The organism is Treponema sp. B152 (assembly GCF_024181665.1).
In the GTDB taxonomy this organism is placed as follows: domain Bacteria; phylum Spirochaetota; class Spirochaetia; order Treponematales; family Treponemataceae; genus Treponema_B; species Treponema_B denticola.
Window position 1 is genome coordinate 2,249,302 of the sequence record NZ_CP058668.1, and the last position, 23,273, is coordinate 2,272,574.

Consider the following 23,273-nt stretch of genomic DNA (forward strand, 5'->3'; position numbering starts at 1 on the left):
GCACGAATAAAAAACCGGCCTAAATTAAGCTTTAACTGCCTAATTATCCGGCCGGTTTGGTTTAAAACTAAAAAGACAAAATCTTTTCTAAATTGAAATGTTTAGTTAGCTTTTTTCTGTGTAAGTTTCATTATAACGTAAAAAACGGCTCCGACTACAAGACCGCCTAAACCGAATAAAATCTTGTCCCAGCTTGAATTATATAAAAGCCAAAGGCTTATTCCTACCGCCAAAAAAGAAACAACATAAACACCGGGAATTCTAAAAGAGCCTTTCATACCGCGTTTTCTGAATACTAAGATTGCAAGACAGGTCGGTATATATTGAGCAAAGCGGGAAACAACCGAAATTGCGGCAAGTTTTGAAAAACTGCCCGTTAAGCAAACCAAGGCTGTCAAGGCGGTTGTTAAAATAACCGAAATGTAGGGAACATCTTTTTTATTTCTTTTAGTTACAAACTTGGGTAAAAAACCGTCATCGGCAAGAGCTACGGCACTTCGAGGAGCTAAGAAAGAAGAAGCAACATTTATTCCGCCTATTGAAACCAAGGTTCCGGTTGTAACAATAGCTTTTGCAACGGGGCCTAAAAACTTAGCGGCAGCATCTGCAACAGGAGCCTCACTTGCTGTAAGTCCATCACCCAAAATACCTATGGCAACTACTTGAATAAGTATATAAAAAACGGAAACACCGCTGATTACCAAAACAATAGCAAGAGGAACATTTTTTTCGGGCTTATCCATATCTTCAGCGGCAACGGCAATAGATTCAAACCCCGTAAAGGCATAAAAGATTAAAAGAGCGGCAGCCCCAAAAGACGTTGTAGTTAAGGCACCTACCGACTGCATAGGTTGAAAATTATCACCTTTGATAAAAAAGATACCTAAAAGAATAAAGAAGATAAGGGGCACCAATTTTCCGATTGTAATAACATTGTTTACGATTTTTGAAATTCGTACTCCAGCAATGTTCATCAATCCTAAAAATAAAAGAATAGCTACGGCTATAACGCTTCGCCAAAAAGGTGTTGCTGCTAAAGGAAATACACTTCCTAAAGCTGTGGGAAAACCTACAGCCATTGCAGCCCAAGCAATAACCATTATGGCCCATTTCATAAAGCCTACTTCAAAGCCGACGAATTCGCCGAAGGCTTCTTTTGCATAAACATAAGGGCCGCCGTTCTTTTTAAACAAGCCTCCTGCTTCAGCAAAACAAAGTGCAATCAAAATAACCAAAACGGCATCGAATAAAATAACTCCGATACTCGATACCCCGACCAATTTGGCGGCCTTTCCCGGAAGCAAAAATATTCCGGTACCGACAATGGCATTTACTCCAAGAAGGCAAATACTTAAAAGCCCTAATTTACCTTTATTTTCCATTTTCAACTCCTTATACTGAAATATGATAGATAGATTAAACAGCCGGAATCAGCTAACAACGATTTATAAATTCTTTAAACAGATCCAATGACGCCTTATGTACGGCCGCCGTCATTTCGGGATGAAACTGAACACCCATTATAAAACCTTCTCCCGTATACTCGATAGCTTCAACTATGCCATCAGGAGCATAGGCCGTAATCTTAAAATCCTTTGCAAGGTCTTTTACAGCCATGTGATGATAAGAATTAACCATATCTTCCTTGCCGAAAACTTTTTGCATAATTGAAGCAGCTTCGGTCTTGATAGAATGAGTGCGTTCCTGCGGGCGGGCTTTTTGAACATGCTGTATTTGAATATCTCTTTTTATGAGTGAAAGATCTTGATAAAGTGAGCCGCCGAAGGCAACATTTAAAATCTGCATTCCCCTGCATATCCCCAAAACAGGCTTTTTTAAAGCCTTAGCAGCTTTGATAAGGCTCAGTTCGTAAACATCCCTCTTAGGAAGAATTTCTCCAAGACAGGAAAGCGGCTCCTCATTAAAAAAATGAGGCTCGACATCATACCCGCCCATAATGATAATGCCTGAAAGATTTTCAAGCTGTCTTTGAATAGCATCTTCGTCATCAATTATAGGGAGCATAAGGGGAACTCCTCCCGCAGCCAGCACCGAATTCACATAGTCGGCATTGGTGTACATTCTTTCATAACCTGCAAAAAGACTTTGTGAGGTTTCATAGAGGCAGCTGCCTGTAATTCCTATAAGCGGTTTTTTCATAATAAACTCCTGTAATAGTTTTTAAAGGATTAAAAAATCCTGTTGTATTTGTATTACTTCCACTTTAAAAGCTTTTTTATTTTTTTCCCGTATCGGTCCTTTAAAGAAGAATAGATATAATTTTCGCCTATCTTTGCAGCAATTGCAATTTTCATGATAGATTTTTTAAGATATTTTATTTTTGCGGCCCTGTAGATAAATAAGATCAGGTTGATTACGGCAATTATTGCACCTACAATAATAATTATAAACGAGTCATCTGCACCAATAACATTAGTGGATACTAGACAGCAACTTAAAATAACCGCTGCGACAATAGGAAGAATAATCCATACAAGAAAATGGAAGCAGCCTGCTTTTTTTAGCATTTTATTTAATGATTTCATATCTTCTATATTATATTGAAACAGCAGGTCTATAATCAATTTAACGCCGTAAGCGTCTTCTTTTGTTTCGGCAAAAAAGTCTGTATTTTCTTGCTGACCGGAATTACTTCTAAAATCTTCTTGTATGTTATCTTCATATTTTGTTTTTATTATATAGGGTTCAGCCAGCTGTAGATATTTTTTTAACCGATTAATAATTTCTTCTCCGGCATAGGCAAAGTAATTCTTGTTGCAATAGGCATAGAATTCTCTTATAAATTTATTTACATCCATGTTTTTATTACTTGCCGACATTTCGAACATTCTATACAAAAGTTCACTGTATATTTTTTCATTTACATGTTTAAATCCGGATAAATCCAAAAAAATTGCTTTTTTGTAAAAACCGTAGAAAGTTTTTTCCGAATTTTTGATTTTCTTCAATATTTGAGTATCAAGTTCAATGATGTATTTAACAGGATCATATTTATCCAATATATCCTGCTTTAAACCTACATTATTTGCAAGCTCAATTTCATACTCTATATGATTATCAATAGATTGCAGCACTTGAACCAATTTAGCAGTATATGAATTTAAAACCTTTTCAGAATAATTTTTGTTTATACCTGAAAACTTTTCTTTAATATTAGTAAAAAAATTCCACATATCATTCCTCGTTTCCATATCGGCCGATTAAATCACTTTATTTTAACCAGATTGAGTATAACACAAAATTATATCTTATTCAATGGAGGCTGTAAAAGGCTCATTGAGTAAAATTTCATTATATTTTAATTAAATATAATGTTGACACAAGAAAAATAGCATGATATAAATATAGTTATATGAACAGCTCGGTGAACTGCTTGTTTGAAATATAGACATTTTAGGAGAAAAACAAACTATTGCCGGAAGAGGGAAAAATGAAAAAGAATTGTGTATCAATCTTATTGATTGGATTTTTGTGTATGAATTTATTTTCACAAAGTTATGACGAGCGAAGAATCTTTTTTGGTGAAAACTATCAGGCAATTCAAAAAATCTCAAAAGAAAGGGAATCTATAATAAAAGATTCCTATTCGGAGGTGCTTGCTTTTGCAAATAAATTTCATATTTTTTCAGACGCTTCTTTGGTAGAACATGGTATTTATAAGGAAGTCCATAATTCATTTGTTTTTTATAGGTTTTTATTTACCGATAATCACTCGTATGGAACTTTTGTTTTTAACTATTTGCAGATTTTTTGTCTTGCATACAAAAACAAACTTTATGTCCTGGGTTCTTCTTATTTACATGAAGCACATTTGATAGAGGAAACGATTCACGTTGCTGAAGAAAATATATATTCAAATTATTCTGTCATTCAAGAGGATGACGATTTTGAAATTATAATACATAAAACAAAAGACAAAACCGAGTCCTATGATGATGGGGAAAGCGATTCCGAATCAACTGTTGAAGTGTCGGGAGATGGAAAAGCATATTTTTATAAATTGTCGGATATTCTTAAAACAATAGAAAAAAACTATAGTAAGGCAGGTAGTATAGTGCAAGTAGAATTGAAAGACTATAAATCTGTAAGTTGTGGAAGAACATTGATTGATGAAAAATGTCCGTTTATGTATACAATTCAAAATGCGTTCGATAAAAATCCTGAAACAGCTTATGTAGAAAATACCGAAGATAATGAAATTACTATTTCAATATTTAGTGATAAAAAAATAAAACGAGTCGGCATAATAAATGGGTTTGTAAAAAGTCCTAATTTATATGAAAGTAATAACCGTATAAGAGAAATGTATATTAATGATAAGATTTTTGAGTTAAAAGATGTGCATTCAAAAGACTTCGTATTTTTTGGTATTCCGCTTTCTTCCGACATCTATATTCAAACTGTAGAATTATATAAAGGAAACCGTTATTCCGATACTTGTATTGCAGAAATACAAATTAAATAGTAAGCGACCTTCAAAGCTGGGATGCGAGGCTTTATAAAAAGATATGAATTGTTTTAAGACTATTATCGAATTACAAGATATTCTCTTCCCAAAATTTTATACAGCAATGGATTCTGAAAATAATGAATATATTTTTTTAAAAACTCAAGATTCAATGATAAATTCATTGGATAAAGTATCCGATAAAACACAATTAGAGGCATATGAAAATCATATTCATATTTGCGGTAAAGTTAAAAAACGAGCTCAACATATAGCCATAACTTCTGCAAAATTAATTACGAAAAATTTAATTGAAAATTTAAAAACAAGTTTTCCAAATAAAAATTTTTATGTCTATTTGGATTGTGATTTTAACGACCACATTATAGTAAGATTTCATCAATTATGGGAAAATGAAGAACCGTATTATGATGTAAAAGATTTTCCAAATATCGAGGTATTTAAAATTTAAGAATCCCTCCTGGTAATCGCTTAGAAAAACTTGTTGGGAATTTAGACGGACTAATTTAAATAAAAGCCTACATCCATCTTTGTATCATATCAAGAACTTGCTTTTTTGCTTTTTCCTTTTCTTCTTCCTTATCGGAAAAAAGAACAGCCGGATTTATATTCAGAGCATGACAAATTTTTAAAAGAGTATCAAGGCTGGGAGTCCTTTTACCCGTTTCAATATAATTTATCATATTTTGGGAAATATCCGCCCGCAAAGCCAATTCCAACTGGGATAAACCTGCTTTTTCTCTTTCTTTACGAAGTCTATTGATAACAAGATTTTGTTGTTCTCTTAGAAACACACTCATTCATAATATTTTAACTAAATATAGTATTGACACAATGAAATATAGTATGATATTATCATAAATATAGTTAGATTGACTTGTTTGAAAACAGGTGTACAGAACCAATTTAACATTTTCAACAAAAAAATAATTGCAATGTAAAAAGGTATTGCAAAAAGGAAGGTTTAGACTATGAAAAAAATGATTATTGTTTTTTTCTGTATGTTGTTTATTTCTGTAAATAGTTTTGCAGAATTCGTAATCAGCCCTACATTAGGAGCTTCGAATGTATTCTCTACAGATGTATTCCCTCCAACCGTATACATAGGAGGTCTCTCACATAAAGAGAAGAGCTCACTGTCATGGACGCCAATGAATTTCGGAATATTACTCGGCACAGTAAAGGAAAAAGGTTTCACCTTTTTGTTTTCAGTTGATGCTTTGTTTATCGGGAATGTTAATGCAAATTACAAAGAATTTGTAAGGGATACGGAGGTCTTGAACTTCAAAGCCAAAGCTAAAATCGGCGGAGGTGCTGTTGCACAAGGAAATTTTTTATTTGGATACACATATAAGGGTGTTCCCAATTTATATTTAACTTTTGCTTCCGGATTAACTCTTGGCGGTGGAGTAAATACGATAAAAGAAATATCGGCATCAGGTATTACAGTACCAAATATTAATGTTTCCTTAAAAACGGCTAATTTTGGAATTCCATTATATTTTAGCGCAAGTTATTATTTCACTGATAAAATTGGCATAAATGTCAGTTTTTTGAATAGTTTTTGCAGCGGATGGCAGTGGTATAACGATAAGTCGCCTTTACCATATTTAGGTACGGGTTACGGCCCCGAAACGCCTGCATTTGTTAATGTTTTTACATTTAAGATAGGTCCTACATTTAAACTTTAACATCAAGCGTCTGCATACACAAAAGTTCTGTAATGTATGCAGACGCTTGTCAATATTATGGTGTCGATATAATTATGGTGTCGATATAATAGATGTTTATGATTTTGCTTTGCCGGACGTATTTTAATTTATACAGGTATACAAAACCAATCCGACAGTTTTTCGCATCTCAAAAATCCTCTGCCTTCTTTGCGTCCCCTGCGGTTAAATACCGAACCCCAGCTGTTCGCAATGTCAGGTTGAAGCGGGTGTTAGACCTTAATTTTTTTATTATCGCTTATAAATTCTTCAGGTGTTTGTACTATTATTTCCCTTTCTTTATAATCTTTTATATTTCGTGTTAATAATATTTTTTTTCCAAATAACTCATATAACTTATATTTTCTAAATCCTGCTCTTTTATAATGCCGCTCAATTCTTTGACAAGCGGAGATATTTCTCCTATCCTTTGAGTTATACCCATTGAATTATTAAAAAGATCTTCAACAAATTTTGACATACTTTTTTTATTTTTGACCGCATAATGTCTCATCGATTCAGCAATATTTTTATCTATTTTTAAAATCAATTCAGTTTTCATTTAGTCACCTCTCTGATATTATATCATAAAATCTATAAATGATATAGTGATAACATCATTATTTTTACTTCTGAGCGATAATAAGTCTAACATAGGTTCGCAACCGATATACGGACAAACCTCGTTGCGGTTAAATACCGAACCCCAGCTGTCCCTGCCGGCAACTTTCCCCTTTAATTGATTTTTTCCCGTCTTTGTGATAAACTTTCAAGCGGTTAAAGGATTGAAGATTTAATGAAAGAAAAAAAAGAAATTTTTACGCTTTTACATCAAGATGCGACTTCTCCTGCAAGGACGGGAGTTTTGGAGCTGCCTCACGGAAAGGTGTTTACTCCGGCCTTTATGCCTGTGGGAACGGCGGCTACCGTAAAGGCGATGACAAAGGATGACTTAGACGAAATAGGTTTTGAAATTATTTTGGCCAATACATACCATCTTTTTTTGCGGCCGGGAATTGAAGTTATAAAAGCCGCAGGAGGCTTACACGGCTTTTCAGGCTGGAAAAAAAACTTTTTAACCGATTCAGGGGGCTTTCAAGTTTTTTCGCTTTCACAATTAAGAAAAATTACCGAAGAGGGTGTAAAATTTCAAAGCCACATAGACGGAAGCCGTCAATTTTTAAGCCCTGAAATTGCGGTAGAATTGCAGACGGGTTTTAACAGCGACATTCAAATGCAGCTGGACATCTGCTCTTCTTTTGGGATAAGCAAAACCCAAACCCTTGCCGACCTTAAAATAACTATGAACTGGCTTGACAGGGCATTTGCAGCTTGGCACAATACCCCCGATGAATATGACGGAGCCCTCTTTCCTATCGTGCAAGGCGGTTTTTTTGAAGACCTAAGACTTCAAAGCCTTGAAGCTATCTTAAAGCATGAGCCTAGGGGAATTGCCATAGGCGGCCTTTCCATAGGAGAACCTAAAGACCTCTATCAAGAATATTTGAGTTTTACTGCAAAGCACATCCCGAAAAATAAGCCCCTCTATGTAATGGGAATAGGAACCCCCGACTACATCCTCGAAGCCGTAAAAAACGGAGTCGATATTTTTGATTGTGTACTGCCTTCCCGAAATGCCCGGAATGGAAATCTTTTTACCCATGAAGGAGCTATTTCAATTAAGCGGAAAGAATACGAGTTCGACTTTAACCCGATCGATTCTCAATGCAAGTGCAAGGTTTGCCGACAATATACAAGGGCCTATTTGCGACATTTATTTAGAACAAAAGAAATTTTATACTCAATGCTTGCAACTTATCATAACTTGGCTTTTTTATATAGTATGGTACAAGATATAAGAGAGGCCATTCAAAACGATTCTTTTAACGATTATTATAAAAACTTTTTAAAGAAATATGAAAATCGTTTAGACTGAGTATTGTGTAAGTCTTAAAACCTTTACTGTTTTGCAAGGCAAAAACTTGTATCACGGAGGATAATTTATGAAAACCCTAAGAAAAGAATTAAACTTTTTTTTAAAAATCGGCGTACTGAGCCTCTTATTTATTTTAAGCTTAGCAGTTCAACTTGGAGCCCAAGAAACCGCCCAGCCTCCTTCAGAAAATCAGGCAGCTCAAGCTGATGAAAAAAAGAAAAAAGAAGTTTCGGAATTTGAAGAAAAAAGAGACACAATTCTTTACGGCATCGGCGACGATATCTTGGAGCTTATAAAAAGACTAAAAGCCGATGAAGATGACCGCTTTGATACCGATTTGCAGAAAATATTTGCCGAAACCAAGATTCCTGCAATCAGAGAAGCCTTATTTGCTTACTTTGCCGAAAAAAAGAATGATTGCTTAAAGGCCGATGCCCTCATGCTCTTGGAAAATAAAGATGACGCCCCCCAAGAAACTGTCCGTTCAGCGATCTCCTACATACGGGACCTTGAGATATATGAAGGTATAGATTTTTTAAGGCAAATCTTAAAAGATGAAGAAAGCGAGTACAGGGACCTTTGTATTTCGGCAATAGGAAAGATAGGAAAACCGGAAGATGCCGTTTTTCTTACAGAGCTTTTTGACTCCGAGGCCTCAGATGACGAAAAAAAATCACTGATAATAAAACAAAACATAATGTTTGCATTGGAAGATTTACATACTCCTGAAATCAGTGATTTTTTAATTAGAGTCGCTGAAGATTCCGATGAAAATTCTATCATAAGAGGCAGTGCTGCTTCAGCTCTTGGAAAAATAGGCAGCGAAGATGCTGTTCCGGTTTTGTCGGAACTTTTTGAAGATAAGGATCCGGTTTTAAGAACAGCTGCGATAAAAGGAATTGCAGGCTTTAAGGATGCTAAAGCTAAAAATATTTTAATGCAAGCCTTTAAGGATTCCTATTATAAAGTAAGACTGCAAGCCGTTCAGTCTGCAAAAGAAGAAAAAGCAGAAGATGCCGTTCCGTTTATTTTATACCGTGCAAAAAAAGATCCTGAAAATGTTGTAAAACTGGCCGCCATTGAAGCCCTCTCACATTTTAACAATGCGGAAGCAAACGAATGGCTCATAGATTCTTTTAATGAAGAAAGGACAGGCTTATCTATCCGCTTAAAAATCGCCGAAAGCCTTTTAAAGAATAATTTTAATGTAATTTTCGATGATGTAAAGAAGGCTGCGTTAAAAGCTATTTCGGACAAGAAGCAAAATAAATTTTCCGCAGAACTGGGCAAGGTTATTTCAAAAGTTGAAAACAGAGGAACGGCTCCGATAGCCGAGGCCTATCTAAACCATAAGGATGCCATTTTCAAAAGTATAGGGCTTGATATGTTCAAACGGAATAGATATCCCGAGCTGGTGTCTCTTGTTTCTTTAATTGCAGAAGATGAAAAAAACGGAGCTTTAAGCCGAAGGGCTAAAGACCTATTACAATCCGGTAATACAAACGGCTCTCAAAACAATCAAACGGGCACTAAATAAAAATGGCAAACCGCTCTTGGTCTTCCGAAGCCCTTGTTCTTTCATTGAAGACATTCGGGGAGGGGCACAGAAACGCCCTCCTCCTCTTACCCGATACGGAACACTCCTGCAAGCTGGTAGATGCAGCCGTCTTCGGCGGACCTAAAAGCAAACTGCGAAGCATGGTAATTCCTTATCACACAGGAGAGGTTTGGATTTATTCCAACCCCATAAAAAATTCAAACAAGATAAGCGACTTTAAGGTAAGCGACTACCGCATAGGCCTAAGCGATAACCTGACCCGTATTTGGTGTGCCGCCTTTGCCGCCGAATTAGCCGTAAAGCTTAAAGGAAACATCGATTGGCAAATCATAAATTCCTTTTTAACGGGAATTGCCGTTTCTTCCGAAAACGAATGTAGAAAAGCCCTGCTCCGTTTTTTGTGGCGGGTAATCTCTTTATCGGGTCTTGCCCCGGATATGGAACATTGCTGCCGCTGCGGAATAAGGGTTTCAAGTAAAATGCCGGAAACGGATTACCTTAATAAAAGCGTTTCGGCCTTTTCTTATGTTGAAAAAAACTTTTTTTTCGTTCCGCATGAGGATTCTTGCGTTTGCAGTTCCTGCCTTGATAAACACGAACCGGCCTTTCCCCTTTCAGGCGAAAGCCTTTTATACCTCTTTGCAGTTCAAAATCTTATCCCTAAAATTTCAAGAGAATTAAACCTCTCGGATCAAGCCTATGCCGAGTTAAAAGATTTTTTATTCTATCTTATAAGGCTCGCCGCAGGTTCAAATTTTAAAACCCTCGAATCCTGTAATTTTTTGTTGTAATTCAGGCAATTTTAAACTCATTTTGCAAACGCAAATCAAACGAAAGAAAAATACGTTTCAAACGTAAATGAAACGTAAAAAAATACGTTGCATTTACGTTTGTTATATGGTATAATAATTAAAGGTACACTAAACAAAATTAGGGGTATTAACGATGAAAGAAAATAGATTTACGGAATTTAAAGAAGACCTTAGTTCCGGCTTTTTAAAAACGGTTTCGGCTTTTGCCAACTTCGGTACCGGAAAAATATTGTTTGGAATTAAAGACGACGGTTCTATAAAAGGAATTCAAAACCCTGATAAGATGTGTTTGGATATTGAAAATAAAATCAATGACAGTATTCAGCCAAAGCCTGACTTTTCTTTTTCCATTAACCGCAAAACCGGTGTAATCACATTAGAAGTAAAAGACGGAGCATTTAAACCCTATTTATATAAGGGAAAAGCATACAGGCGAAGCGATACGGCTACCGTAGAAGTAGATCAAATTGAATTAAAACGGCTGATTTTAATGGGAGACAACATGTCCTTTGAGGAACTGCCGTCCCCTACACAAAATTTGACCTTTGAGTCCTTTTTTCGGATTATTCAACAAAAATTAAAACTGGAAAGCTTAAGTACCGATGTCCTAAAAACTCTCGGCTTTTATACGAAAAAAGGAGAGTTTAATCATGCTGCTGCATTATTTGCAGATAAAAATAACTTCTCCGGTATTGATATGGTTCGGTTCGGAACCTCAATCAGCGAAATTTTAGATAGAGATATTTTGACAAATAAATCAATCTTAGAGGAATATAATCAGGCAATTTTATTTTTTGAAAAATATTATCAATATGAAAAAATTGAAGGAATGGAGCGGATTCTAATTGAACGCATACCGATAGAAGCTTTCCGAGAAACTCTTGCTAATGCAATCGTTCATAGGGTTTGGGATATTCCGGCGCATATTCGTATTGCTATGTACCCCGATAGAATAGAAATTTACTCCCCCGGTGGATTACCCTCAGGTATCAGCAAGGAAGAATATTTGAAGGGCTATATCTCCAGATTGCGGAACCCGATTATCGCCAATGTTTTTTTTAGATTACAGCTAATAGAAATGTTTGGAACAGGTATCAAGCGTATCATGGACTGCTATGAAGAATATGAGGTAAAGCCGATTTTTGATATTTCAGAAAACAATATTGGTGTAACTCTTCCCGTTGTCGACCGAAAAAAAGAAGTAAATTCGGATGAAATGATTATTCTGGAAATTTTGTCAAAAGGAATACGATTATCCAGCAGTGAACTGGTTTTAAAAAGCGGCTTTGGAAAGAATAAGGTTGTAAGACTTATCGGTTCTTTGCTTGAAAAAAACTATGTTCAAAAAGAAGGAAGTGGCAGAGGCATAAAATATTATGTATAATTTCTTTTTAAAAAATTACTATTTCTTTCATCTATCTCGTACAATAATATTGAGAGGTGAAAATGAAAAATCAAAATTTAAAAGAAAACGATGAGCTGTACCGATGGGATGATACGCCGGATGACCTTTATTGTCCTTTTGTCTGCGAGACCGACAACCCCGAATACAGTTTGGAAAAAACCGAAGATGCCGTTGCTGTTTGTGCAAAAAACGTTTTCGGTATTCCGTCGCTCTATCCGTGGCAGAGGCTTGCAATTGCCAATATCTTAGATGCGGTTCATGCAGTGGAAGCCCGCATTGAAGCCGAACAAACCGAACTTAAAAATAAAGATGAGGAAGATTCGGACAAAGATGCAAAAACAAAATTGCTTCAAAAAATTAACTCAAACACCGAAGAAGAAAAAATAACTTCACTTTATGATGAGGACGGAATTATGCGGGGCAGGCAAATTATTCTCCTTCCCACAGGAGCCGGAAAATCTTTGTGCTTTCAAGTTCCGGCCCTTCTGCTGGACGGGCCTACAGTAATCATCTATCCACTTCTAGCCCTTATGAGCGATCAGTTTAGGCGAATGGCGGAGGGAGGTCTTGAGCCTGTCATCTTTAAGGGAGGGCAAACTAAAGAAGAAAGAGAGTCCCAGCTTGCACGCATGGAAGGGAGCGACGGCAAGCCTCCTGCAAAGCTCATAATTGCAAATCCCGAAGTTCTTTCAGGCGGAACTCTTATAGATAGGATTGCTGCATGCAATGTGGTTCACTTGGCAATAGACGAAGCACACTGCGTTACCGAATGGGGAGACAGTTTTAGGCCGGCCTATCTTGAGCTTACAAACATAATCAAAAAGCTTCATCCATTCGCCGTTTCAGCTTTCACGGCAACGGCGAGTCCTCCGGTTTTACAGCGTATAGCCGAAATTCTTTTTGAGGGCAGGGCTCATTTGGTTCGAGGCGAATCGGATAGAACAAATATAATTTATTTTGTAAAGCATTGCAGGGTAAAAAATCCAGCTCTTCTGGAAGAAGTTCAAAAAAGAAAAAGACCTATGGTTATTTTTTGTTCCAGCCGAAAGGGAACGGAACAGACAGCTTCATTTTTGCGTCTCCGCTTAAATGACGAAAATATAAGATTTTATCATGCAGGCCTCGAAAGAGAAGAAAAAGCCGAAACAGAAAAATGGTTCCATGAACATAAAAGCGGTATACTGATATGTACATGTGCTTGGGGAATGGGTGTCGATAAGAAGGATGTTAAAACTGTAATTCACATGGATCCTTCTCCTACTGCCGAAGCCTATATTCAAGAAGCCGGAAGGGGCGGGCGTGACGGGAGCATTGCCGAAGCAGTTCTGCTATGGTCGCCTGCCGATAAAAAAAGGATAGAGCTTTTGCCCGAAAAACAGCGTCTTAGGGCCGGTGTTCTTAAAGACTTTGCCGAAAGCGGAAAGTGCCGCAGGGCGGTTCTATTAAAGGCCCTCGGTGAAACAAGGGCAGAAGCTTCCAATCCTGATGAAGAAGTAATAGCCTGTTCGGGCTGCGATATTTGTAATAAAACGGCGGTTCAATATCCCGAGGACGAAAAGCTTTTCATAAAACTTATAAAAGCAAATAAAAGAATTTTTACTCAAAATGAAGCAATCGATTTTTTTTCTTCAAAGAAAACATTTTGGGAAGCAGGGGACGTAAAGCGTCTAAGTGCTGAGCTGCTTGAAGAGGGGCTTATCAAAAAACTGAAAACCCCTCTTTGGAAGGATAAGCTTAGTGTTTAGATTAAGTTTAAAATTTGATAAGTTTAAAAACTTTCTTCTAAACGGGCAAAGTAAGCTTTAGGATGAGCACAGGCAGGACATTTTTCGGGAGCGTTTTTGCTAACCACGATAAAGCCGCAGTTTAAGCACTTCCATGTTGTCGGACTTTCTTGTACCCACATAGAATTCTCTTCGAGCCTTTTGATAAAGGCCTCATACCTTTCTGCATGGTATTTTTCGGCAACAGCGATGCTCTCCATAACGGCAGCGATTAAAGGAAAACCTTCTTCCCTTGCAGTTTTAGCAAACTCCGGATACATGTGCTGCCATTCATGATTTTCGCCGGCGGCAGCCTGCCTTAGATTTTCTAAAGTTGTACCTACCACACCTGCAGGAGCCGTAGCCGAAACGGTAACCTCTCCGCCTTCTAAAAAGTTAAAGAGGCGTTTTGCATGTTCCCTTTCCTGCTCTGCCGTTTCAATAAAAATCCTTGCGATTTGCACAAAGCCCTCTTTTTCGGCTGTGCTTGCCCAAAATGTGTACTTATTACGAGCCTGAGACTCTCCGATAAAAGCCGAAAGGATATTCTGTTCGGTCTTTGTTCCTTTTAATGATTGCATACTCTTCTCCTATTAGTATAAAATTGACTAATGTTCTTAAAAAGGGGCACAGAGTAAAAACTCATTTTTTAAAAACAAAAGCCTATATTTTAGTATAACTCTATTTTTAAAAGAGTAAAAGAGGGCAAGAAAAATAATTGACAACACAAACTTTGTCTATTATAATATTCTTAAAAGGAGGCTTAAAAGATGAAATCTAAAAATAACTTTTTTATCACAATCATATTTTTATTAATCTTAATCTACGGCTGTAAAACAACAAATAGCGATACAACCGATACAAGTAAAAAACAAAGCTACAGTCAAGCCGAGTATTTTAACATTGCAGGGAACACTGCAAAAGAAAAAAAAGATATACCGAGAGCCATAGCTTATTATACAAATTCCATTAAAGCAAATCCTGCTTATGCCGAAGCCTATCTAAACCGAGGAGAGATGTATTATGACGTAAATGAACACGAAAAAGCTCTAGCCGATTTTGATAAGGTAATTGAGCTTCGTCCGAAAGAAGATAAAGCTTATTATTTTAAAGGCCTATTGCTTAATGATGACGGCAACTATAATAAAGCTATTGAAAACTTAAATACTGCGATAAACTTAAATGATAAGGCTTATGAATATTACGAAGCCAGAAGCACTGCTTATGAACAAATCAATGAATATGAAAAAGCTTTTGAGGATATAAATACCGCAATTAAATTAAATCAGAAATCTGCAAAACTATACAATTTACGAGGGAGATTGCATGAACATTTTGAAAGAACTGATGATGCAATAAACGACTTTAAAATCGCTACTAAATTGGATCCTAATGATATATGGCCATACAATGGGCTCCTTTTTATATATATAGAAACAAAGAAACATAATGAAGCATTTGAAATTGTCAATAAGATGATAAAAATGAAGCCTTCATGGATAGGTATATTATATGGAATACGAGGCCTCTTATTTTCATTTCGAGGCCAGTATAAAGAAGCTGTAGAAGACTGTAATACCGGGATAAGAATGTATCCCCAAAATGCCTCTCTATACAATATTCGAGGAAAAATTTATTTTGATCTCAAAGAATATAAAAAGGCAATAGAAGACTTTGATATGGCTATTAAATTTGCTTTAGAAAGCCAAAATACAGAAAAACAAGATGCCATCGAATACAAAAAACAAGCATACGAAGCTCTAGCTGAAATGGGAGAAAAATAATTATTAATAATTTAAAACTTCAATTATATAATCAAGCCTGGCTTTTAGACTATTTAATTGTGAAAGCTGATAATCAAGATTTTGAATTTTAAAATCGATCTCGGTTATATAGCCTTGTTTTAGTAAAACTTCTGAAGAAGCTAAACGATTTTGTATATTCTCTCTATTCTTTTCTGCTAAAATACAAACCTCGTTTAAAATATTTAAATTTATTTCATGAACTTCTTTTTTATTTTGATAGTTCATACTAAGAGCTTCAATTTCCAGTTTATTTAAATTAAGCAGTTCTTTAGTAGTCTTATCTATATCATAGACTTCATCAAGTGGAGACAGCGGAATATTTATTCCAACAGCAAAATTAAAAAGCCAGCTTTTCTCGGCCTTCCAGTAATTTTGAATAGTATCTTTAAATTTCACACCGCCTTTTGATTTAGAAGCCGGATCAAGTGTAAATGAAAATATAAACGACGGAAGCCGATTAAGCTGTTCTTTCAATGTATAATATTGATTTACTTTCAATTGCTTTTTTTTAAGTAAAAATTCGGTATCGGTATTTATATACTCATGAGAAATATAGCTTTCAAGTTTTTTTATCCAAGATTCAATATTACTAGGCATTGCATCTGCACTCATCCCTGTCAAATTTAAAGTATGAAGCATTTGAAGGTATCTTTTTTTTGAATTTAACCAATTTAATTGATTATTATATCTTTTTGTATTTCTTTCCGAAAGTTCAAGCGTAGAAAGTTTTCCTTGCTTCCATAAAGCTTCATCATTTAGGCCCAGTTGTAAATCTATTTGTGACTTTTCTTCTTCAATTGCTATAGTCTTTTTTTGAAGCCAATAAGAAACAGCAACATATATTGCCTCTGCGATTATTTTTTCTCTTATTCGTTGTAATTCCAAATCGACAAAACTAATACTATCTTCACCCAAATAAAACTCATGCTCTGAATAGGGTTTTAAAATAGCCGGAGCAAAAAAATAAAGCGGCATTGAAAATTGAGTCTTGGAAGAAGAGCTGTATTCATTTTTTGCACCTTTTATTTTACTTAAAGCAAATGTATTATCAATATTAAAAGTTAATCCCATTCCCATAGGCAGGGTTTGTTTTAAATTGAGACCTGTTGTAAAGGCATGTATTTGGTCATGAGTCTTAATCTCCACATTGCTAATATAGTTTAACTTTAAAGATAATTTAGGAATCCATCTATATTGTATTTTTTGTGCTGCCGTTTTTTTTATATTATATTTACTAAGAGCTTTTTGATATTCATTACTGTTTGTTAAAACCCCGGCAATAAATTCTTCATATTCAATTGCATATAATGAAGATAATATACAGCATATAAATATATAAAAAAGTTTTTTTACCATACAAGATCCATCGTTTTTAAAAAATGCCATAAGATACTTTGCTCTCTTAAAATAATGCGGGCATCAATTTCAAAACCGGGTTTTACAAAGTATTCTTTTTTCTCTTTATCAAGTAATACATTCTTATCGAGAGTTCCTGTAACGGCAAAATAGACCGAACCATCACGGGCTACAAATGAATCCGGTTCTATATTAACCACTTCCCCTGTTCCGCCGCCGAATTCATGATATGGGAATGCGGTAAATCGGTATTTTATTTTCATTTTTTCCGTTATTTTACCTGCATCTTTTGCAGGAACACGGATTTCGATTTTATAGTTATCTGTTCCATCCGGAACAATATTAAGAATCGATTGTCCTGCATTAATATAATCGCCTTTATTTAAGGAAGAAATTTCTTGTACATAACCTGATATGGGTGATCTAATGCAAGTGTTTTTTAAAGAAAGATTCGCATCTTTTAATTGGCTGTATATTTTTTCTTTCTCTATTAAAAAGTTGTCCAGTTCAGAAAGAAGAGAATTGATAAATTTATTTTTGTAAGTAGTCAAATCCAGCTCTGCCATATCTGCTTTGTATTTTAACTCTCTTAACTGCGCCTGTTGAATTGCTGTTGCAGGTAATTCAAGTGCTTCAAGCCATAATTTTTTCACCATATTATAACGTTTTGTCAAAATTTCTTTTTCATTTACATAAACTCTAAAGCGTGCATAGGTTGAACTGTCTGTCTTAGAAATTAGATTTTTATCGGCATGATAACTTTTAATTAAATCTTTGAGTCCTTCAATTTTTTTATTTATTTCATCATAATAGGCTTGAAGAGCTTCTTTTCTTGCCGAATAAATACTGTCATCAATTTTTACAAGTTCTGCACCCTTTTCTATTTTTTGTCCTGTCAAATAATTTATTTGTACAATCTCACCTGCAATTATATTTTTTACTAATGATATATTTTGTACAGGCCTTACCTGTCCCTTTGCATATACTACTTCTTCCATTTTTCCAAATATGCAGTATAAAAAAGCAAACAGCATTAAACTGCCGATTATGTAAATAAAAACAGTTAAAACTACAGGCGGTTTTTGTAAAAATATTTCGTGTTTATAACGTAAATCTTTAAGATGTATAAGGCGTATAGGTTTCATAGTTAAGAATAAAAGTTAAACACCTGTATTTTGAGCATTCCAAAGATCGGTATATATTCCGTTTTTTAAAATAAGCTCTTTATGTGTTCCTTCTTCTTTTATTTTACCTCCATCAAAAACAAAAATTTTATCGCAATTTATAATTGTCGAAAGCCTGTGAGCAACAATAATTGTAGTTTTATTTTCAATTATTTCTTCAATTGTGTTCATTATAGCTTTTTCGGTAATAGCATCTAAACTTGCAGTCGCCTCATCAAGTATCAGTATTTTAGGTTCTCTAAGTAAAATACGGGCCAAAGCTATACGCTGCCGTTCTCCGCCCGAAAGAGTTGCCCCTCGCTCTCCTATAATTGTTTCGTAACGATCGGGCAGCTTATTGATAAAAGCATCGGAGCGGGAAACTTTTGCAGCATAATACAAAGCATTTTCCGGTAAAAAACCGTTTCCCCATAAAATATTTTCTCTAATTGAACCTGAAAATAATAGAACTTCTTGAGGTACATAACCTATAAGTTTACGATACGATTCGGTTTCCAAATCTTTTATATTTAAACCGTCAATAAGGATTTCCCCGCTTTGAAAATTATAAAATTTCATAAGCAGTTTTACAAGTGTTGTTTTGCCTGAACCGGAGGCTCCTACAAAAGCAATTTTCATTCCGGGTTTTATATTTAAATTAATATTTTCTAATGTATTACCATGTAAACCGTAGGCAAAACAAAGGTCTTTAATGTCGATAGAACCTTCTATATTTTCTATTTTAGTTTTTCCCGAATAGGTTGTTTTTTCGATAGGCATATCAAGTATTTCGGAAAGACGGTTTGCTGCAACAAAGGCTTCCTGTAAAGTGGGTTGTAAGGTTAATAAACGCCCTAAGGGGCCTAAAAAATATCCCGATAAAATAGAAAATGCTATCAACTGCCCGAGGCTCATAGTTCCGGTTAATATTTTAAAACTGCCTACCCAATAAACGCCTAAAGTTCCAAGCTGTGAGAGAGTCATTTGCACGGCATTTTCTATATTTGCAAGCGTACCTATTTCAATCCCCTTATTTACGGAATCTACCATTTTTACCTCGGTTCGCTCAAATGCAAGATCTTCACTTGAAAGAGCCTTTACCGTTCCTATTCCGTTTATGGACTCTACCATGCCTGAATATTTTTCGGCATCTATTACGGCCTTTTCTTTTATCATTCTTCTATATGGCTGCACAAAAAAACATATTACAACGGCAGAAATAATAACCGGAATAACGGCAATCAGCATGAGTATTCCGCCCGATGCACATAAAAAAGCTCCGCCTACAACCAGCATTAGGGAGTCCAAGATAATATTCATTCCTGTAGAAGACAGAACCTGTCTTATAGTATTTACATCATGAATACGGGAAAGGACCTCTCCTGTTTTACGTGTAGTAAAAAAATCCATTGGAAGATGAAGAACATGGTCAAAGTATTCAAAACTTAAAGCAGCTTCCATCTTACTGCTCATATGAAGCATAAGTTGATTACGCGAAATATTTAACAGCGTTTGAAAAATAATTACAACAAGGTATCCTAAAGAAACCAAGTTAAGCGTTATTTTTGTACCTGAATATAAAACTTCATCAACCAAAAACCGAAAATAAAAAGCGACAATTATACCTAAAAAACTTAAGAGTATACTTGCCGTAAGAACTTCGCCTACTATTTTTTTATGGGGCTTTAAAAGATAAAAAAAGCGGGTTAAAATACTGCCTGAATCTTTATTTAACTTAAATTTTTCTTGAGGAGTTAAAACAAAAAAGACACCGCTCCACTCTTTTTTAAATTCGTTTATAGGTATTTTCAAAAGCCCTGAAGCGGGGTCGCCTATAATTACGTTATCTTTTTTAATTTTAAAAATTACAACATAATGTTCTGAATCATTTCTTTTTAAATGAGTAATTATGGGGAAGACGATATCCTCGGAAAATTCTTTTTCGGGACTTAAAGCTCCCTGACATGAAAATCCTAATTCTTCTGCACCGCGGACAATTCCGTATCCTGATGTACCTGTTTTATCTGTACCTGCTATTTTACGTATATAGGAAATAGGTATTCTTTTCCCGTAATATTTGCAAAGAGTTGCAAGACAGGCAGGACCGCAGTCTTGACTGTCTTGCTGCAAGACCACGGTTAAATTGGATTTTTTATTAAACACGGCTCCCTACGCCCCAAACTGTTCTGTCTTTATTGCAGTATCATTTACAGGGAATCCTGCAACATTTAAACTTGTTATAGGCTGTAAGGCGGACAACTCGTTACTTATGATTGTAGAATTAAATGCACTAGATTCTTGTGCACTAAAAGGTTTTGTGCCGTATAACGAGCCTAAATAATATTCATTGTTTGTATCGATGCTTAGAGGTATCATATCGCCAGGTTTTGGAATTTTTGGAGGCTTAGGTTTACTTCCTCCTCCGCCTCCGTTTCCGGGAGAGGGGTCTTCATTAGGAGGAGCAGGGTTTTCGCCGTCACCATCTGTAGGAGGTGTTTGATTTCCATCGCCGGTATTTTCAGGCGGAGTAGTTATTGTTTCTTCACCATTATCGTCATGATCATCTATAGACTCATCAGTATTTTCATCAGAATCGTTAGAATCTCTGCCAGAATCGGAATTATCGGAAGCTTCTTTTTTCTTCCGCTCTTCTTTCTCCCGTTCCAGCCTTTCTTTTTCAGCCTTTTCTCTTGCCGCTTTTTCTTCTGCTATTCGTTTTGCCTCGGCTTCGGCTATTGCTTTTTCTTGTGCTGCTCTTTCCGCTTTTTTCTGTTCAATATAATCACCGGCTGTTATTCTTCCTAAAAGAACATCATCTACATTTTTATCTCCTTTTCTTATTATTGATAATAAAGTCATGTTATTATTTTTTAGTTCTTTAGCTCTTTTATCAATAGAATCTAAATTGTCAACTATATATTTGGCCGTATTTGTAACCATTTTAATAGAAAAAGGAAAGCCAACATCTTTTGTTCTAAATTCAGAAAACATAACAGAATTTTTTAGTTCTTCAAGTCTTTCTTCTTTTAATTTTCCAAGATATTCATTTTCTTCTGCTTTTCTTTTTCCATAATTTATATAATTATTTTCATCATAAGTAGGATCATGTATTGAAATAGATTGTTTTTTAGTTAGGTCATTATAAGCAAGTCCGTATCTCTCAAAGCCTTCATTTGCTCTAAATGTTTGATTGCGATCATAGTAATATTTAACAGTCCCGTCTTCAAATCCATTTTGAAAGCTTTTACTTACGGTACTAAGTTCATTCTCTCTGCCTACATTTGAGATTCGTGGGCCTTTATCCTCTTCATCTTTCCGGAAATAAGGGCGTACAGTCGAAATATGTCCGCTATATCTATTTCCTTTTTTATCAGTTTTTGTATTTTCCCACATAACAACTACCGTATATCCTTGATTTGCCAAATCTTGCGCCTGTTCAGCAGTAATTTCCTGTATAGGACAATCGGCTTTACCCTCAGCGTATAACTCGTTATACTTTTTTGTATAAGCTTCATTATAATTTTTAACCGAGTTCGGCCCTATATAGTCAAACCCTGCCTCTATATTTGTTAGTCCAACCTCCTTTATCTTAGCGTTAACCCATTCTTTTGCATATTTATCTATATAATTTTCAACATTTTTGCAGGCTGTATTTGCATTAACCCAATATCCGGCGCCTCTTTGCCCTTCTTTTCCTTTATATCCTTTCGGTTTTCCATAAAATGCTTCCATATGGACACCGGTAGCTTCCATTACGTCATAACTTGATTGGTTACACCAAGTTACATCTTCTGCTGCGCCTTCATAGTCAAAGTTTCCTTTTGCATAAGGACGATAAATTGCCGCTTCACGCACAACATCCTGTGCATATTTTAAATTAGTTCTTCTTACAATTTCACCCACAGAATTATATTTTTCTTTATCCGTTCCGCCTCTTACCAGTAATAACTCTTCACGCCCCAACTCCAGGCCCAAAACCTTCTTCATCTCCAGCCCCCTCATATTTTTCATATTTATATTCGCGTTTTAAAAGAATGTATTCTTTTAATTGCTCATTCCATTGATAATCATCTATCCATTCACCGCTCCTCGACTTATCTTTTATTATAATCATTTTTTTATACCAATCAATACCTACTATATCGTAACGATTATCATATACATAACCGGAAACAAAAGATCCATCATTATATTCAATAATTAATAGTCCTCCGCCGTATATATCAAATAAAGCAGCAAGATATATTTCATTTATTCCGTTTTGATTAAAGTCGGCTATCCACCCTTGTGAAAATTTAAAGCCGAAATCTTTCACTTCAAAAAGTTTATCATACCTAAGCCCCGGATAAAAAAAACCGCCGGAATTACTAATATAGTAGTCATTAATTATTTTATCTTCAGAAACTACAAAACATCGCACTCTTTCTATAAACTGATCATCTATTTCCGGATCAGGGTCATCTTCATAAAACATAACAAAATATTCATCATATCCTGAGTTTGTAAAATTCCCCTTTACATAATCAAGTATTCGCATATCATACTGTTTATATCCCTTAGTTTTTATCCCTGTATCCCAATCTGTATGGACAACCTCTTTAAATAAAGGATATTGTGTATTTTCGTAATCTTCAAACAGTTTTATCATTTCATCTTTTTTTTCATCGTTTTCCATACCATATAAAGAGCCGTGCACTTGGTTTTCTATAAGTTCGTCATTTATTTTTACCATATTAGTCTCACTTAAAAGGTCATAAGAGAGAGGAAGATACATCTGTTCAATGTTATACCACTTATAGGTAACCTGATAATCAAGAATTCCTCCGTTTTGGGTAGGAGCTTTATATTTACAATAGCAAAATTCACCATCTTTTTTTACCTCATAAAAATGAATAAAGTCAAGATTATCTGCATGACTATAAAGTGCCGGAGCCTTTTGCTGTGCCAGATTATCAATACTCATAAATACCGGACATTTATATCTTAGGATGTCTTCTTTCTTATCCAGTTCGGCTCCAAGTTGTTTAAGTTTTTCTTCGTATTCTTTACTTTTTTTGTATTTTTCTTCCGCTTCAAGTTGTTCAGCTGTCTTTTTGGGTGCACTATATTCGGGCTTTGATAAAAATTCATTTTCTTTCGGTTCAATTTTTGTAGATGTTTCAACTTTTGCTTCGACAGGTTTCTGTTCTTTAACTTCTTTTGTACAAGAAAATAAAAGAACTGCTAATATTAAGATAAAAATAAGTTTTAATTTGTCTTTTTTCACTATAACCCCCA

The 23,273-nt window shown here is 35.3% G+C and carries 20 protein-coding genes; 9 read left to right on the plus strand and 11 right to left on the minus strand.

Annotation, left to right across the window (positions count from 1 at the left end):
• Nucleotides 1–101: 101 nt before the first annotated feature.
• The 3 genes from HYB91_RS10605 to HYB91_RS10615 are packed head-to-tail and all read right to left on the minus strand — an operon-like array spanning nt 102 to nt 3,194.
• The gene (locus HYB91_RS10605) at nt 102–1,382 is read right to left on the minus strand and encodes an APC family permease (protein WP_002676804.1); all 1,281 of its coding nucleotides are present in this window, start codon (nt 1,380–1,382) and stop codon (nt 102–104) included.
• Between the two features lie 52 nt (nt 1,383–1,434).
• Entirely contained in the window at nt 1,435–2,160 is a 726-nt protein-coding gene (locus HYB91_RS10610; protein ID WP_002676802.1) for a gamma-glutamyl-gamma-aminobutyrate hydrolase family protein, read from the minus strand.
• 53 nt (nt 2,161–2,213) lie between these two features.
• Nucleotides 2,214–3,194, minus strand: coding sequence for a hypothetical protein (locus tag HYB91_RS10615; protein WP_002676800.1), 981 nt, complete (start codon nt 3,192–3,194; stop codon nt 2,214–2,216).
• Between the two features lie 257 nt (nt 3,195–3,451).
• Between HYB91_RS10615 and HYB91_RS10620 the strand changes: the two genes are divergently transcribed.
• Nucleotides 3,452–4,486, plus strand: a complete 1,035-nt coding sequence (locus HYB91_RS10620; protein WP_002676799.1) for an NADase-type glycan-binding domain-containing protein — start codon at nt 3,452–3,454, stop codon at nt 4,484–4,486.
• A gap of 43 nt (nt 4,487–4,529) precedes the next feature.
• Nucleotides 4,530–4,940 (plus strand): hypothetical protein, encoded by a 411-nt coding sequence (locus HYB91_RS10625; RefSeq protein ID WP_002676798.1) that lies wholly within the window; start codon nt 4,530–4,532, stop codon nt 4,938–4,940.
• A 67-nt stretch (nt 4,941–5,007) separates the two neighbouring features.
• Here HYB91_RS10625 and HYB91_RS10630 read toward each other — a convergent pair whose 3' ends face one another.
• Entirely contained in the window at nt 5,008–5,289 is a 282-nt protein-coding gene (locus tag HYB91_RS10630; RefSeq protein ID WP_002676795.1) for a helix-turn-helix domain-containing protein, read from the minus strand.
• Between the two features lie 171 nt (nt 5,290–5,460).
• On the opposite strand from HYB91_RS10630, the gene HYB91_RS10635 reads away from it, so the two are divergent.
• Nucleotides 5,461–6,180: a DUF2715 domain-containing protein gene (locus HYB91_RS10635; RefSeq protein WP_002676794.1), complete on the plus strand. Its 720-nt coding sequence runs from the start codon at nt 5,461–5,463 to the stop codon at nt 6,178–6,180.
• Nucleotides 6,181–6,520: 340 nt separating this feature from the next.
• On the opposite strand, the gene HYB91_RS10640 is transcribed toward HYB91_RS10635, so the two are convergent.
• A complete protein-coding gene (locus tag HYB91_RS10640; protein ID WP_002676793.1) occupies nt 6,521–6,760 on the minus strand; it encodes a DUF6364 family protein in 240 nt (79 codons plus the stop codon).
• A 234-nt stretch (nt 6,761–6,994) separates the two neighbouring features.
• On the opposite strand from HYB91_RS10640, the gene tgt reads away from it, so the two are divergent.
• From tgt to HYB91_RS10665, 5 genes are all read left to right on the plus strand, one after another.
• Nucleotides 6,995–8,134, plus strand: a complete 1,140-nt coding sequence (tgt, locus tag HYB91_RS10645; protein ID WP_002676791.1) for a tRNA guanosine(34) transglycosylase Tgt — start codon at nt 6,995–6,997, stop codon at nt 8,132–8,134.
• 67 nt (nt 8,135–8,201) lie between these two features.
• Nucleotides 8,202–9,671 (plus strand): HEAT repeat domain-containing protein, encoded by a 1,470-nt coding sequence (locus tag HYB91_RS10650; protein WP_002676790.1) that lies wholly within the window; start codon nt 8,202–8,204, stop codon nt 9,669–9,671.
• A gap of 2 nt (nt 9,672–9,673) precedes the next feature.
• A complete protein-coding gene (locus HYB91_RS10655; RefSeq protein ID WP_002676788.1) occupies nt 9,674–10,483 on the plus strand; it encodes a DNA repair protein RecO in 810 nt (269 codons plus the stop codon).
• A gap of 154 nt (nt 10,484–10,637) precedes the next feature.
• Nucleotides 10,638–11,888: an ATP-binding protein gene (locus HYB91_RS10660; protein ID WP_002676787.1), complete on the plus strand. Its 1,251-nt coding sequence runs from the start codon at nt 10,638–10,640 to the stop codon at nt 11,886–11,888.
• 62 nt (nt 11,889–11,950) lie between these two features.
• Nucleotides 11,951–13,654: a RecQ family ATP-dependent DNA helicase gene (locus HYB91_RS10665; RefSeq protein WP_002676785.1), complete on the plus strand. Its 1,704-nt coding sequence runs from the start codon at nt 11,951–11,953 to the stop codon at nt 13,652–13,654.
• A 23-nt stretch (nt 13,655–13,677) separates the two neighbouring features.
• Here the strand turns inward: HYB91_RS10665 and rbr are convergent, their stop codons facing one another.
• Nucleotides 13,678–14,253, minus strand: a complete 576-nt coding sequence (rbr, locus tag HYB91_RS10670; RefSeq protein ID WP_002672707.1) for a rubrerythrin — start codon at nt 14,251–14,253, stop codon at nt 13,678–13,680.
• A gap of 189 nt (nt 14,254–14,442) precedes the next feature.
• Between rbr and HYB91_RS10675 the strand changes: the two genes are divergently transcribed.
• Nucleotides 14,443–15,456, plus strand: coding sequence for a tetratricopeptide repeat protein (locus HYB91_RS10675; protein WP_002676784.1), 1,014 nt, complete (start codon nt 14,443–14,445; stop codon nt 15,454–15,456).
• A gap of 3 nt (nt 15,457–15,459) precedes the next feature.
• Here HYB91_RS10675 and HYB91_RS10680 read toward each other — a convergent pair whose 3' ends face one another.
• From HYB91_RS10680 to HYB91_RS10700, 5 genes are read right to left on the minus strand one after another with little or no spacing between them, the layout of a single operon-like run.
• On the minus strand, nt 15,460–16,863 hold the full coding sequence (locus HYB91_RS10680) for a hypothetical protein (RefSeq protein WP_002694074.1): 1,404 nt from the start codon (nt 16,861–16,863) through the stop codon (nt 15,460–15,462).
• Complete coding sequence (locus tag HYB91_RS10685) at nt 16,827–17,978, minus strand: beta-barrel domain-containing protein (protein ID WP_002676781.1); 1,152 nt, start codon at nt 17,976–17,978, stop codon at nt 16,827–16,829. Before HYB91_RS10685 ends, HYB91_RS10680 begins: the two co-directional genes overlap by 37 nt.
• Before the next feature lie 15 nt (nt 17,979–17,993).
• A complete protein-coding gene (locus HYB91_RS10690; protein ID WP_002676780.1) occupies nt 17,994–20,159 on the minus strand; it encodes a peptidase domain-containing ABC transporter in 2,166 nt (721 codons plus the stop codon).
• A gap of 6 nt (nt 20,160–20,165) precedes the next feature.
• Nucleotides 20,166–21,983, minus strand: a complete 1,818-nt coding sequence (locus HYB91_RS10695; protein WP_002676779.1) for a hypothetical protein — start codon at nt 21,981–21,983, stop codon at nt 20,166–20,168.
• Complete coding sequence (locus HYB91_RS10700; RefSeq protein WP_080612276.1) at nt 21,949–23,262, minus strand: clustered-type lipoprotein; 1,314 nt, start codon at nt 23,260–23,262, stop codon at nt 21,949–21,951. Before HYB91_RS10700 ends, HYB91_RS10695 begins: the two co-directional genes overlap by 35 nt.
• Nucleotides 23,263–23,273: the final 11 nt, after the last annotated feature.

Coding starts and splice junctions, on each gene's coding strand:
- HYB91_RS10605 (WP_002676804.1), bottom strand. CDS start 1,382: ATGGAAAATAAAGGTAAATTAGGGCTTTTAAGTATTTGCCTTCTTGGA.
- HYB91_RS10610 (WP_002676802.1), bottom strand. CDS start 2,160: ATGAAAAAACCGCTTATAGGAATTACAGGCAGCTGCCTCTATGAAACC.
- HYB91_RS10615 (WP_002676800.1), bottom strand. CDS start 3,194: ATGTGGAATTTTTTTACTAATATTAAAGAAAAGTTTTCAGGTATAAAC.
- HYB91_RS10620 (WP_002676799.1), top strand. CDS start 3,452: ATGAAAAAGAATTGTGTATCAATCTTATTGATTGGATTTTTGTGTATG.
- HYB91_RS10625 (WP_002676798.1), top strand. CDS start 4,530: ATGAATTGTTTTAAGACTATTATCGAATTACAAGATATTCTCTTCCCA.
- HYB91_RS10630 (WP_002676795.1), bottom strand. CDS start 5,289: ATGAGTGTGTTTCTAAGAGAACAACAAAATCTTGTTATCAATAGACTT.
- HYB91_RS10635 (WP_002676794.1), top strand. CDS start 5,461: ATGAAAAAAATGATTATTGTTTTTTTCTGTATGTTGTTTATTTCTGTA.
- HYB91_RS10640 (WP_002676793.1), bottom strand. CDS start 6,760: ATGAAAACTGAATTGATTTTAAAAATAGATAAAAATATTGCTGAATCG.
- tgt (WP_002676791.1), top strand. CDS start 6,995: ATGAAAGAAAAAAAAGAAATTTTTACGCTTTTACATCAAGATGCGACT.
- HYB91_RS10650 (WP_002676790.1), top strand. CDS start 8,202: ATGAAAACCCTAAGAAAAGAATTAAACTTTTTTTTAAAAATCGGCGTA.
- HYB91_RS10655 (WP_002676788.1), top strand. CDS start 9,674: ATGGCAAACCGCTCTTGGTCTTCCGAAGCCCTTGTTCTTTCATTGAAG.
- HYB91_RS10660 (WP_002676787.1), top strand. CDS start 10,638: ATGAAAGAAAATAGATTTACGGAATTTAAAGAAGACCTTAGTTCCGGC.
- HYB91_RS10665 (WP_002676785.1), top strand. CDS start 11,951: ATGAAAAATCAAAATTTAAAAGAAAACGATGAGCTGTACCGATGGGAT.
- rbr (WP_002672707.1), bottom strand. CDS start 14,253: ATGCAATCATTAAAAGGAACAAAGACCGAACAGAATATCCTTTCGGCT.
- HYB91_RS10675 (WP_002676784.1), top strand. CDS start 14,443: ATGAAATCTAAAAATAACTTTTTTATCACAATCATATTTTTATTAATC.
- HYB91_RS10680 (WP_002694074.1), bottom strand. CDS start 16,863: ATGGCATTTTTTAAAAACGATGGATCTTGTATGGTAAAAAAACTTTTT.
- HYB91_RS10685 (WP_002676781.1), bottom strand. CDS start 17,978: ATGAAACCTATACGCCTTATACATCTTAAAGATTTACGTTATAAACAC.
- HYB91_RS10695 (WP_002676779.1), bottom strand. CDS start 21,983: ATGAAGAAGGTTTTGGGCCTGGAGTTGGGGCGTGAAGAGTTATTACTG.